Below are 12,546 nucleotides of genomic sequence, written 5' to 3'. Positions count from 1 at the left end.
ACAAAAACGGATTTTAAAGCGGAGTTGTTATGAAAAAAAGATTGAAGTACTGCTTTTTTTACATATTCTTTTTTGTACTCGTTTTTTTTACAGTGTCCGCCGACGATATTGCCGACGATATCGCTGAGGGTGAAAAAAAAGGATTCGAATTCGTGCCGTCTTTTGGCCTTAGCGACTGCTCCCGGTTGCTGTCCGAATCGGTTTTTTCGGCGGAATTGAACGATTTTTCCGATATCGCCGTTTTTTATGAATTGCATAATTTATGGAATTCTTTTTTCGATATATACCGGACGGATTCCGGATTGAAAACGGAAAAAGCGCTTTCGGCTTTAAACACGTATAAAACAAAGCTGCGTTCCGCAATTGAAACATATGTCCGCATGCCGCAAACTGAAAATACGCATCTTATCCCCTTTATCGTAAGCGAGATTTTATTTTATACGGATTTTGTACAAAAAAACACGTATTTAAATATTCCTGCGGATGAAGATTTTAGCGGTTTTTTAAAAACATATTCCCGTATACTGTGTATGAAGGAAGTTCCGCTTTCCGATACGGCGCGCGCATTATTTTCGTTTTTACAAAATAAACAGTCAGAACAGTCCGAGCAATCCGAGCAAACCGAGCAAACCGAGCAAACGGAAGCGGTTTTTGAAATTCCCTCGCAGGGAGAGCAGCGTTCTTTGCTCCTTCATGCTTTTTTTTGCGTCGAACGTTTGATAAAAGCCGGCGGGCCTTCAATAAAAAATATAATAGAATTTTCGGACAATCCGGCCGCCGTTTACGTATTATGCAATTTCGATACATATGAGGAAGCGGAAAAAAAATGGCAAAGTACAATCGATGAATACGGTACGGTTTTCGGCAATCCCGTAAGCCGCGATATAAAACCGCATTCGCGCGCCGTATATACAAGCCGCTTTTTGGTCGAACGGAGCGAATACGAAGGGCGTTTATACGGTTTTAATCCGGAGAAACTGCTTCCTTCCAAAATCGGCTGTTTATACGCATATGTGAAAAATGCTCCCGTTGCCGTACAAAGTTTACCCTTAAACGATCTTGACCGGTTAAACCGATTTTTGAATTATGTGAGCGTATGCGGATTTTTATATGTATCCCGTATCAATGCACTGGCGTATCGGGGCGATGTACAAAAAATCCTTTAGGCGGAAAAGATGAGTAAAAAGAAAAATAAAGCTGCGGTTTTTTTGATAACGGTGTGTGTTTTGATTTTTTCAGTTTTAATCGTTTTTTTTGTACGGCATATCGGGCACAAAGAAAAAATCGCTGATTTACCTTCTTTACCGCCTTTGCGTATAGAAGAACCGCCAATTGCATCTTATACGCCTTATTTTTATCCCTGTACCGACAACGGTGCAACTCTTTTTTCTATGCAGCCGTTTTTTGAACGGCATGAACTTCGTTTTTCGCTCAGCGATGATTTTTACCGCCTTGTGTGTACCGGTATGTTTGAACGGTTGGATGCTCACTATGACGGAAAAATATATGCCGATTCTTCATGGACATATAATTCGGAATATCCGATACTGTGTCCGCCCTGTTTATTTTCCGATTCGATTGTGTTTATGGATGCCCGTCCTTCTTTAATCGTGTTGGATATAAAGACGGGAAAGGTGTTACAATCGTTGCAGTCGCCCGTATATCCGTCCGGCGAGGCGGCCGTTAAAAACGGTGTGTTTATTTTTCGAGGGAAAAACAGCTCTTTATATGAAGTACGTTTTGAAAACCGGCATTCCGACAAAGCCGATTTTTTAAATGTAAAAGAAAGCATTGACGTCAAAACGCTTTTTAGCCCTTCCGTACAAGCCGCCGATCTTATACGTGAAAAAACCTCCGAATGGCTTCGTTCCTCGCAAACCTTTGCTTTACCCGTGCCGGCATTGCTTTTTGACGCCGAAAATCCCGAAGCGGTGCCCGCCGTTTTGACCGACAAGGCATTGGTATGTTTTACGGTTTTCAGTCCTGACGAACAGGGGGTATATACGGCAGGTTTGTGTACGCCTAAAGGAAAATGGCTGGCCGCTCCTGCTTTTGCAGCGGTATTTTCCGATGACGGTGTTTTGCAAGCCGTCAGCATCGACTATGTTTCCGATAAGCCGCAAGTAAAAATGCATTTTTCGGATAAAGCACTGTACTATATCGTTTGTGCCTTTTTTTTAAACGAACGGGAAGAATACGATAAAAACACTTCTCTGCATGTTATGGTTAAAAAAAGCCTATGAACTTTGTGTGCGGCTTGGATGAAGCGGGAAGAGGACCCCTTGCAGGACCGGTAACCGCTGCGGCGGTTTTTCTTCCCGACGATTTTCCCCTTGGAATTTTAAACGATTCAAAAAAACTGTCCGAAAAAAAGCGTTCTGCCGCCGAAGTCCTTATAAAAGAAAAAGCTCTTGCCTGGGCCGTCGCTTCGGTCGGCGAAAAAGAAATAGACCGCATCAATATTTTGCAGGCAAGCTTACTCGCAATGAAACAGGCCTTTGAGCAGGCCCTTGAAAAACTGTATACAAAATTGTGTGCGCCCTCTTATACGGGCGTTCCTGCCTGCGATTTTTCAGTCCTTTGTATAGCCGACGGCAATGCCCGGCCGGATATAGGTTCTATAAAGCTAACCGGTGTACATACGGACGGGGCACATATCGACATCGTATGCGAAGCGCGCGTTAAAGCCGACGCCGAAATCCCCGCCGTTATGGCCGCCTCTATTTTGGCAAAAACCGAGCGCGACCGCATTATGTGCGCCTACGCACAACTGTACCCCGCATACGGCTACGAAAAACACAAGGGCTATCCTACCTCCTTACACCGCAAAATCTGCCGCGAAATCGGCCCCTCTCCCATCCAGCGCATGAGCTTTTCGTATTAAAGATACCTTAATAAAAGGTAAAAAATATATGGAACTTATACAGGTCTATCTTATCCTGATAGACGTGCCGGTTTGCTTATGCGGTTTTTCACCGGAACGGGCCGGCATATTATAAAAAAAATTTATTTTAAGTAAAAAAAATGATTGATTATTTTACTTAGAGTTGGTATACTTGTTCTAAGTAAAGAGAATTTTACTTAAAAGGTAAAAATCATGAAATTGGAAACAAACAGAGCAGGAAAATTAAAAAGAACACAAACCGATTATGAATGTTTTATTCCTCATAATTTAAAAAATATAAAAATTGATATAGATGATGAAATGAATTTTTTGATAAATAGAGCCCATCTTCTTTTAGGAAGATTGGACGGTATGGCTATTACCATACCTGATATAGACCTGTTTGTATCCATGTATGTGCAAAAAGAAGCGGTTATCAGCTCACAAATTGAAGGAACGCAAGCTTCGCTTATTGATGTTTTGCAAAAAAACAGGAATAGCGAAAAAATAAAAGAAACGGAAGAAATAGTCAATTATATAAAAGCCGCACATTATGCATTCCAACGATTGGCGGAATTACCTTTGTGCATGCGCTTAATCAAGGAAACTCATGCTATTCTTTTATCGAATGTGCGAGGCAAAGAAAAAGCACCGGGAGAGTTTAGAAAATCTCAAAATTGGATTGGTTCTGCAGGATGTACATTAACCGCTGCAAGTTTTGTTCCTCCTTCCCCTGATGAGATGAATGCTTCACTGAATGATTTGGAAAAATACATGTATGAGGATAATTTAATTTCCGCTCTAATAAAAATTGCATTAATCCATTATCAATTTGAAACCATCCATCCCTTTTTAGACGGAAACGGAAGAATGGGACGATTGCTCATCATATTGTTTTTAAAAAAGGAAAAACTTATAGAATATCCTGTTTTATATTTGAGCTACTTTTTTAAAAACAATAGAAATAGATACTATGAACTCCTTAACAATGTCCGTACAAAGGGAGAGTTTGAAGCATGGATTAAGTTTTTTATGCAAGGAATATGCGAAGTATCTGAAAATGCAATTTTCTCAATACAAAAGATTATAAAATTAAAAAATGACGATACGGAAAAAATTCGTACCATACAAAAGGGTAGTGTTTCAAATCTTCTTTCAGTATATGATTATGTGTTGAAACATCCCTTTGTAAAAACGGAAGATATTAGACACTTATTAAGTTTAAGTAAACCGACTGTAAATAAACTGTTGGAAACTTTAACGGAACTTAAAATTTTAGAATTGGTTGAAGATAAGCAGAGGTATAAACAATATGTATATAGACAGTATGTTGATATCCTCTCTGAAGGAACAACAGATTATTTTTAAAAAAAATGATTAGCCATAAGCCTAAGGTGCTAAAATATAAAAGCCGTTATTATGGAGTGGGTTTTAGTGCGGTTTTTTTGTAAGAATATTAGGAGTCCTTTTATGAACAAAAATTTTTCATTAAGCGATATCGGAATAAAAATGAGCTATGAACTCACATTTATTCAGATTTTTATAATTATAATGTGAGGGTTATATGGATTGGCAAAACTTATTTTCCGATAAAGTAACGGCACGCGGATTTGATTATTATAATGCAGGAGCAGTAGAAAAATTTAAAAAAGAAGGCAATACCATTACCGCTTCCGTTGTCGGCAATGAGGTTTATGATGTTGAAATTATCTTATCCTGCGGCCGCATAAGCAATATGTATTGCTCCTGTCCCTATGCATCCGAAGGACACACGTGCAAACACATGGCGGCGGTTTTATACCGTGCGGATGAGAATCCCTTTGATGATACTCCTTCTACTGATACTCCGTCTGTTGCAAAAAACGATTCCGTCAAAACCCTTGTGGAAAATGCCGATGCCGAAACGGTAAAACGCTTTGTAATTGATGTTTTAAAAAAAAATGAAATGCTGCGTGAAAAATTTAAAATACTGTGTAATCCCGATATCTCCGATATCGATGTTAAAATCCTAAAAAAAGAAATAAATTCCGTTTGTAAGCGCAATGCCGACAGGCACGGTTTTATTTCATATAGTGATGCACGGTATTTTGAGCGGGAATTGTATGAATTTTTGGAAGAGAAGGTGGGGGCTTTGATTCAAAGGGGGGCATATAATCCCGCTTTTGAACTTATCCGCTACTCTTTTATGAAATTATGCAGTGTTAATATTGACGATTCGGACGGTGTTCTCTCCTCTTTGGCTTTGGTTTGTGCTGATTTGTGGCGTGATTTATTTTTGCTTTGCGGTACGGATTTAAAGCAAGCGATGTATAAACAGATAAAAAAAATACTTGAAAAAGATATTCCCGATTACATGGAAGAGTATATCGAGAGAGTGTTGTTTGATAATTTTTCCGAAAATGACTTTTTACATGATAAACTGATTTTATGCGACACACATATACGTCTTTTATCGGAACCAAGCAGTGATTCTCAAAATGAGCGTGCCTCATATATCGAGTCATTGTTTTCTACGGATGATTACAATATTTCCAAATGGGTTCAGTATCGTATTCAGGTGATGAAACAACTTTTGTTTGCGCAAGAGGATATAGATGCATATTGTAAGCAATATATCGGTTTTACCGATATAAGAACATACTATATTGAAGAATGTATAAGGACAGAGCGCCTTGATGAAGCGATCGTGCTTCTTGATGAGGGCAAAGAGCTATTTAAAAATCTTCCGGGCATTGTGCATAAGTACAGTTACATATTAAAAGACCTGTATTTAAAAACAAATCGAGCGGAAGATTATAAACGGGAATTATGGAATCTGGTGCTGAAATATGCTAGGGGTGATTTTGAAATATATAAAGAACTGAAAATTCTGTATACCGAAGATGAATGGGAAAACGAACGCGAAAAGATTTTTGCCTGCGCAAGAAATGTGTATACACTCTATGACTATGAGGGGCTTTACGAAAGGATTTTGGATAAAGCCTTACATCAGGATGGACTCTATTATATTATATACTATGAGGATAAAATAAGGGATTTGGATCCCGAAGGGATACTGAAAAAATATGAAGCCGTAATACGCTCAATGGCTGAGCCGGTTTCGGGAAGAGCCGTCTACGGGGAAATTGCCGGTTATTTAAAGCGGATGAAGTCCTATTCCGGCGGAAAAGAAATCGTAAAAGGTATTTTGGAAGAGTTCCGTATCAAGTATAAAAATCGTCCCGCAATGATGGATGAGTTGAGCCGCGTGAGGGTATAACGGAGTCCGGCTTATTTTTTTGCAATTCGATACTATTCATCTTGGTGAACGCCGCTCTTTCCCCGCCGCGCCCTTTTACTTTTGTATCTTCCGCGGGTGGGTCATGTTTTCGGGATTCAAAATATCGTCAAGCTGCGTTCGCGTCAATAAACCCTGTTCCAATACAAGCTCGTATACGGAGCGTCCCGTTTTAAGGGCGGTTTTGGCGATTTCGGTAGCCGCTTCGTAGCCTATAAACGGATTTACGGCGGTTACCAAGCCTATGCTCTTGTAGACCATATCGCGGCACAGCTCGGCGTTTGCCGTAATGCCGTCTATACAGCGTGTGCGCAGGGTTTCCATAGCGCGGCACAGCATATCCTGCGATTGAAACAGGCTGAATGCTATGATGGGCTCGAACACGTTTAATTCCAATTGTCCGGCTTCCGAGGCGAGGGTTACGCTTAAATCGTTTCCGATAACCTTAAAGGCGGTTTGGTTAACCGCTTCGGGAATAACCGGATTCACCTTTCCGGGCATAATGGACGAACCCGGCTGCACGGGCGGCAAATTTATTTCGTTTATGCCGCAGCGCGGCCCCGACGACAAAAGCCGTAAATCGTTGCAGATTTTGGAAAGTTTTAGGGCAAGCCGCTTTACCGAAGCCGAATACATAACAAAGGAGCCGGTGTCCTGCGTGGCTTCGATAAGGTTGGGCGATGAAACAAGGGGCATACCCGTAATGTTTTTTAAGTGCGCGGTTACTTTTTCAACATAACCCGGCTCGCTGTTTATGCCCGTGCCGATAGCCGTTGCTCCCATATTGATTTCCGAAAAAAGGCGGGCGTTTTCGTTTAAGCGCTCGACTTCTTCCGTGAGGGTTACCGCGTAAGCTTCGAAGGTTTGTCCGAGTGTCATCGGAACGGCGTCCTGTAACTGGGTGCGTCCCATCTTTAAAACCGAAGAAAACTCGGCCGCCTTTTTGCGCATAGAAGCGATGAGTCTTTGCAGTTCTTCTATTAAAGGTTTGTTTCCCGAATAAAGGGCGATTTTAACCGCGGTGGGGTAGGCGTCGTTTGTCGATTGGGACAGGTTCACGTGGTTGTTCGGGTGGCAGTATGTGTATTCGCCCTTTTTATGCCCCAACAGTTCCAAGGCACGGTTTGCAATCACTTCGTTTGCGTTCATGTTTGTCGACGTTCCCGCCCCGCCTTGAATCATATCCACAACAAATTCCTTATTGAATTTACCTTCGGCAACTTCTGCACAGGCTTTTTCTATAGCCTCACAGCGCGCCTTATCCAAAATACCCAGGTCGAAGTTTGCGCGGGCGGCCGCCGCCTTTACCCGGGCAAGGGCGTAAATCAGCTGCGGATATAAATTCAGTTTTATACCCGTTATCGAAAAGTTTTCAACGGCGCGCAGGGTTTGAATGCCGTAATAGGCTTCATCCGGAACTTCGCGCTCTCCGAGTAAATCGTGTTCGGTTCTCATAGTCGTCGCTTCTCCTGTGGTCGGTTTTGCTGTACATTACCGACTGTGCATGTCAACAGTGTAACGCGAAAAAAAGCAAAGTGCCAGAGGCATTTTTATATAAGTCATGACGGGCTGCATATGTGTTTTAAAAAACGCCCTTTTTTTCAATTTTTGACGTATGCTTTTCAAATAATGACGCTGGTACGAAAATTAAAGCGGTGTTATACTGTAAAACGAAAACGTACAAATCGGTACGCTATAGTTCACTCATTTTAGGAGGATTAAAATGAAAAAGAGTATTGCTGTTTTGACAGCATGCTGTCTGGCTGTCGCCCTTGCCTTCGGCGGCGGCACAAAGGAAGAAAGCGCTGACCCCAATGCACCCGTAACCCTTTCGGTATACATGCAGATGGATCTTGCAAACCCCCAATCCGCATATTGGCCCGTAACGGTTGAAGCTTTCCAAAAAAAGTATCCCAATATCAAGCTTGAGTTTGAATATGTAAACGGTGAAGCTTTTCACGACAAGTTTCAGATAATGGCCGCTTCGGGCGATATTCCCGACGTATTTACCACCTATGCAGGCGCCCGCTCCGGTTACGTTTTGGACCGCGGCATGGTAAAAGATTTGCGTCCCTATCTTACCGACGATTTGAAAAAGAATTACAACCCCGCTATTTGGGAGCCGCAAGGCCCGAACGGTGAAATCTATATTATTTCCACCAACATGGCCGTATGTACCGCCGTTTATGTAAACCCCAAACTGCAAAAACAACTCGGCTTAACCACGCCCAAAACCCTCGATGAAATGATTGCACAGGTTCCGGTTATCCGTGCCGCAGGCTTAACGCCGCTTGCCTTTGCAAACAAGGGCCAGTGGCAGGCACAGTCCTTATTGCTGTCTATGCTTACCGACCGTATGGCCGGCAAAGCATGGTTCGACAAAGCTATGGCCGGTACGGCTAAATTCTCCGACAAGCAGTTTGTAGACGCCATCACCGTTATTAAAACGATGACCGATGCAAAACTCTTCCCTCCGGGAGTAAACCAGCTTGAAGGTACCGCTTCATGGGGCGAATTCGTTGCAGGAAAAGCGGTGTACTTGTTGGACGCCGGCTGGCGCATTTCCGCCCTCAAAAAATCGGCAAAACCCGAAGACTTTGAACAGTATCAGGTTATCGCATTCCCCGCCGTTGCCGGAGAAGTTACCAAGGGCTCAAGTGCCGCAACGCTCGGTGAAAACTTCGGTATGAATGCAAAACTGAAGGGTGCAAAAGCCGATGCCGCATGGAAGTTTATCTCCTTTGTTTCCGGAAAAGAAGCATGCGAAATTCTTACCCGTCACGGAACCGTTACCACCTACAAGCTCGACCTTGCAAAATTCAATATCGACCCGTTGAGCAAGCAATACATCGACCTTATCAACAACCAAACGATGGGTTATGTTATCGATGCGAAGATGGACGGCGAAGGCGTAAACGGTTTGCTTAACCCCGGTATTCAAGCGGTTATGATCGGCAAAAAAACGCCGGCACAGCTTGCAAACGAATACGAAGCATGGGTTGCCGCAAACGACAGCAACAGAAAAAAATAATCGATTGGGGTTGTCTAAAGAGTAACCTGCTTTTTAGGCAGCCCCTTATCACATTCAGGCGGTTGACAAATGACCTATATAGGGCAAAAACGGGCAAGTTATTTTTCTTTTTTACTGCCCGCCTTTATCATATATATCGGTATTATTATTTTTCCGGTATTATTCAGTTTTTATCTCAGTTTTACAAAATGGAAGGGCTACGGGAAAATGGAATTTATCGGATTGGGCAACTATATCCGTATGTTTACCGACCCTGTTTTTTATATAGGACTGCGCAATAATATTGCAATTGTGTTGATTTCGGTGTTCGGCCAAATTCCTTTGGGCCTGTTACTTGCCTATATGCTGTACCGCAAAATGGTTAAAAGCGCCGATATGTTTGAAGTGTTAATCTTTTTACCCATAACAATTTCATCGGTTATCGTCGCCCAGTTGTGGAACCGTATATTTTCTCCGGTGGGTATTGTGCCGGCTATTGTCAGGCATATAACGGGAAATCCCGATTATATTATGACGATATTCGAACATCAGTATTTTGCAATAGTGCCTATTTTATTCGTACTGTTATGGCAGCATACGAGTTTATATATGGTTATCTTTTTAGCCAATTTGCAGCGCATACCCTACAGCGTTATTGAAGCCGCTCAGCTTGAAGGCGCAAAAGAGGGTACCGTTTTTATGCGCCTCATTGCTCCCATGCTCGCTCACGTTATTTTTATAAATACGATTCTTGCCGTTTCGGGCAGTTTTAAAAGTTTCGATTTGATTTACTCAATGACCGGCGGAGGGCCGGCTCATTTTACGGAAGTTATTGCCGTATATATGTATAATACAACCTTTGTATTCCAAAACTACGGCTACGGCAGCGCTCTTGCCGTAATTATTATTGTGTTTACCGTTATTGCCTTAGTTATAAGCCGTGCGGTAACAAAACGGTTTGACTATTAAGGCGGTGTGCACATGAAAACAACTTCACTTAGACAAAGTACATACGCTTGGCGCTTAAGCGCGTATATTCTTATGCTGCTTTTTGCCGTTTTAACTCTTTTTCCGTTAATATGGCTTTTTTATTCTTCATTTAAGCTTAATGCCGAAATTATGGTTCACCCCTTGGGCCTTCCCAAAGCACCGACCATTGCAAACTATACGGAATCCTGGGCAAAGGGGCATTTGGGTATTGCCTTGGTAAACAGCTTTATTTATACGATAAGCGCCACCGTTTCGACCATGCTTTTAGCTATGGCGGCCGCCTTTGCGCTTACCAAATTTCCGTTTAAGTCGGCAAAGTTTTTTACTTCGGCCTTTGCCTTGGGCTTAATGATAAGCGTTCATGCGGTAATCATTCCGCTGTTTCAGCTTGAAGCAAAATTGGGAATTATCAATACCCGCTTGGGCGTTATTATTCCCTATATCGCCTTTGATTTGCCCCTGTCGGTTATGATTGCAATATCGTATGTGAGGGGAATCCCGAACGCTCTTATCGAATCGGCCGAAATAGACGGGGCAAAGTACCGCTATGTATTTTGGATGATGATAATGCCCCTGTCGGTTCCCGTGATTGCAACCATGGTTATTCTGTCTTTTTTAAGACACTGGAACGAGTTTTTATTTGTCTTTGTGTTTACGACAAAGGTCGGCTTAAAGAGCCTTCCCGTTGCGATTACGCAGTTTGCCGGCAGATTGAACATCGACTACGGTTTGCAGTACGCTTCGTTGGTTATCGGTGTATTGCCGATGATTTTATTTTATATTGTGTTTCATGCCCAGCTGATTAAAGGATTCGGCGAGGGCGCCTTAAAAGAGTAGGCTCGGCAAAGCATAAAACTTTGAGCCGATTGCTTGACTTTTTATCGGAGGTTTTTATATGAAAAAGCGTGTACTTGTCGGAGGAATGCACCATGAATCGGACACCTTTAATCCGATTACCACCGGCGAAAACGATATTTGGGTTATCCGCGGAAAAGAATTGATTGAATCGAAGGGACAAAGTTCGGTATGCGGAGCGATTGCAACGCTTAAAGAAGCCGGCTACGAAGTGCTTCCCGCACTGATTGCGCGCGCCGTCCCGAACGGCGAGTGGGACAAAGACTATTATCTTAAACTTAAAGCCGAGTTTTTGCAGGCGGTAAAAGACGCGCTTCCCTTGGACGCCCTCTGTCTTTCGCTTCACGGCTCCATGCGCGTGCGCGGTATAGGGGAGGCCGAAGGCGATTTACTCGAAGATATACGCAAAATCTGCCCCGATATTCCGATTTTATCTTCGCTCGATATGCACGCGACCATTTCGGACAGAATGCTGCGCTATGTCGACGGCTATGTAGGTTATAAGTGCGCGCCCCATACCGACACCTACGAAACCGGCGTTCATGCCGCCCGTATGACAATCGATACCCTCGAAAAGGGAGCAAAACCCGTTTTGGAAGCGGTAAAAATCCCCTTTTTAATTGCGGGCGAGCAGTCCGAAACAAGCGTCGAGCCGATGAAAAAACTTATAGCGGTGTTGCGCGAGGTTGAAAAAGAAAGGGGCATTATGGCCGCTTCGTATTTACTCGGCTTCCCTTGGGCGGATACGGCCGACAACGGGGTAACGGCTATGGTTGTAGCCGACGGCGACAGAGAGCTTGCGCGCAAAAAGGCAAAAGAGCTTGCGCAGCTTTTTTGGGATACGAGAAGCGAATTCGGTTTTTACAACGAAACCCGCGAAATCGCCGACGCCCTCAAGCACACGAAATTGAGCATAGAAGAAGGCGTGTACCCTGTAGTGCTTTCCGACAGCGGCGATAACCCGACGGCAGGCTCTTCCCAAGACGTAACGAATTTCCTCAAAGAAATTATGGCCGATTCTTATCTTTCGTCGCTTAACCCGCCTTTGTGTTATCAAGCCTTTTACGACCCCGCCCTTGTTGAAGCAGCCTTTAAAGCGGGCGAGGGCAGCATCGTTGAAGGAACGCTGGGCGCCGCCTTCGATACGGTAAAAAGCTCGCCGATAGCGGTAAAGGCGCGCGTAAAAAAGCTGTGTAAAGCATGGCCCGGCGCGCAAAACAGCGATATGGCGCTTATCGATGTGCAGGGAATAGACGTTATCGTTACAAGTAAACACGTCGGCTGTTACGACCCGGAAATGATGCGGGCTTTGGGCGTCGAGCCTGAACAATGCAAGGCGATTGTCGTAAAACTCGGCTACCTTGAACCGGAAATCAGGGCGATTGCAAAGCGCTCCATGCTCGTCCTTACCGACGGCAGTACAAACGAAGTGTTTTCGCGCTTGGAATATAAGGAACTTCCCCGCCCGATCTATCCTTTGGACAAGGATATGCACTGGAAAGCTTGATGCTTTTATAATCCTGTTGTAGA

At 43.4% G+C, this 12,546-nt stretch carries 10 protein-coding genes; 9 read left to right on the top strand and 1 reads right to left on the bottom strand.

Annotated features, from left to right (window positions below):
* Positions 1–29 precede the first annotated feature (29 nt).
* The 5 genes from H0R92_RS02600 (at position 30) to H0R92_RS02580 (ending at position 6,143) form a co-directional block, all read left to right on the top strand.
* Positions 30–1,166 (top strand): hypothetical protein, encoded by a 1,137-nt coding sequence (locus H0R92_RS02600; RefSeq protein WP_432960873.1) that lies wholly within the window; start codon positions 30–32, stop codon positions 1,164–1,166.
* A gap of 9 nt (positions 1,167–1,175) precedes the next feature.
* Positions 1,176–2,243, top strand: coding sequence for a hypothetical protein (locus tag H0R92_RS02595; protein ID WP_432960871.1), 1,068 nt, complete (start codon positions 1,176–1,178; stop codon positions 2,241–2,243).
* Positions 2,240–2,884: a ribonuclease HII gene (locus H0R92_RS02590; protein ID WP_432960869.1), complete on the top strand. Its 645-nt coding sequence runs from the start codon at positions 2,240–2,242 to the stop codon at positions 2,882–2,884. The genes H0R92_RS02595 and H0R92_RS02590 overlap by 4 nt, the downstream gene beginning before the upstream one ends.
* Positions 2,885–3,097: 213 nt before the next feature.
* Positions 3,098–4,252 carry a Fic family protein gene (locus H0R92_RS02585; RefSeq protein WP_432960867.1) on the top strand — a complete coding sequence of 385 codons (1,155 nt, stop codon included), beginning with the start codon at positions 3,098–3,100 and terminating at the stop codon, positions 4,250–4,252.
* Positions 4,253–4,448: 196 nt separating this feature from the next.
* On the top strand, positions 4,449–6,143 hold the full coding sequence (locus H0R92_RS02580; protein WP_432960865.1) for an SWIM zinc finger family protein: 1,695 nt from the start codon (positions 4,449–4,451) through the stop codon (positions 6,141–6,143).
* Positions 6,144–6,218: 75 nt separating this feature from the next.
* Here the strand turns inward: H0R92_RS02580 and aspA are convergent, their stop codons facing one another.
* On the bottom strand, positions 6,219–7,616 hold the full coding sequence (gene aspA, locus H0R92_RS02575; protein WP_432960863.1) for an aspartate ammonia-lyase: 1,398 nt from the start codon (positions 7,614–7,616) through the stop codon (positions 6,219–6,221).
* Between the two features lie 268 nt (positions 7,617–7,884).
* Between aspA and H0R92_RS02570 the strand changes: the two genes are divergently transcribed.
* The 4 genes from H0R92_RS02570 to H0R92_RS02555 all read left to right on the top strand — a co-directional run bounded on the left by H0R92_RS02570 (position 7,885) and on the right by H0R92_RS02555 (position 12,523).
* Positions 7,885–9,192, top strand: coding sequence for an ABC transporter substrate-binding protein (locus tag H0R92_RS02570; RefSeq protein WP_432960861.1), 1,308 nt, complete (start codon positions 7,885–7,887; stop codon positions 9,190–9,192).
* Positions 9,193–9,261: 69 nt separating this feature from the next.
* A complete protein-coding gene (locus tag H0R92_RS02565; RefSeq protein WP_432960859.1) occupies positions 9,262–10,140 on the top strand; it encodes a carbohydrate ABC transporter permease in 879 nt (292 codons plus the stop codon).
* 12 nt (positions 10,141–10,152) lie between these two features.
* A complete protein-coding gene (locus H0R92_RS02560; protein WP_432960857.1) occupies positions 10,153–10,998 on the top strand; it encodes a carbohydrate ABC transporter permease in 846 nt (281 codons plus the stop codon).
* Positions 10,999–11,056: 58 nt separating this feature from the next.
* On the top strand, positions 11,057–12,523 hold the full coding sequence (locus H0R92_RS02555; protein WP_432960855.1) for a M81 family metallopeptidase: 1,467 nt from the start codon (positions 11,057–11,059) through the stop codon (positions 12,521–12,523).
* The last annotated feature ends 23 nt before the right edge of the window (positions 12,524–12,546 follow it).

Origin of the sequence: Treponema sp. OMZ 840, from assembly GCF_050937815.1 — a bacterium.
Classification (GTDB): domain Bacteria; phylum Spirochaetota; class Spirochaetia; order Treponematales; family Treponemataceae; genus Treponema_C.
This window is presented reverse-complemented; position numbering and strand designations above follow the sequence as displayed.

Bases quoted from the DNA above. Each gene is read 5' to 3' on its own strand.
- aspA (WP_432960863.1), bottom strand. From the start codon at position 7,616: ATGAGAACCGAACACGATTTACTCGGAGAGCGCGAAGTTCCGGATGAA.
- H0R92_RS02600 (WP_432960873.1), top strand. From the start codon at position 30: ATGAAAAAAAGATTGAAGTACTGCTTTTTTTACATATTCTTTTTTGTA.
- H0R92_RS02555 (WP_432960855.1), top strand. From the start codon at position 11,057: ATGAAAAAGCGTGTACTTGTCGGAGGAATGCACCATGAATCGGACACC.
- H0R92_RS02570 (WP_432960861.1), top strand. From the start codon at position 7,885: ATGAAAAAGAGTATTGCTGTTTTGACAGCATGCTGTCTGGCTGTCGCC.
- H0R92_RS02560 (WP_432960857.1), top strand. From the start codon at position 10,153: ATGAAAACAACTTCACTTAGACAAAGTACATACGCTTGGCGCTTAAGC.
- H0R92_RS02585 (WP_432960867.1), top strand. From the start codon at position 3,098: ATGAAATTGGAAACAAACAGAGCAGGAAAATTAAAAAGAACACAAACC.
- H0R92_RS02590 (WP_432960869.1), top strand. From the start codon at position 2,240: ATGAACTTTGTGTGCGGCTTGGATGAAGCGGGAAGAGGACCCCTTGCA.
- H0R92_RS02565 (WP_432960859.1), top strand. From the start codon at position 9,262: ATGACCTATATAGGGCAAAAACGGGCAAGTTATTTTTCTTTTTTACTG.
- H0R92_RS02595 (WP_432960871.1), top strand. From the start codon at position 1,176: ATGAGTAAAAAGAAAAATAAAGCTGCGGTTTTTTTGATAACGGTGTGT.
- H0R92_RS02580 (WP_432960865.1), top strand. From the start codon at position 4,449: ATGGATTGGCAAAACTTATTTTCCGATAAAGTAACGGCACGCGGATTT.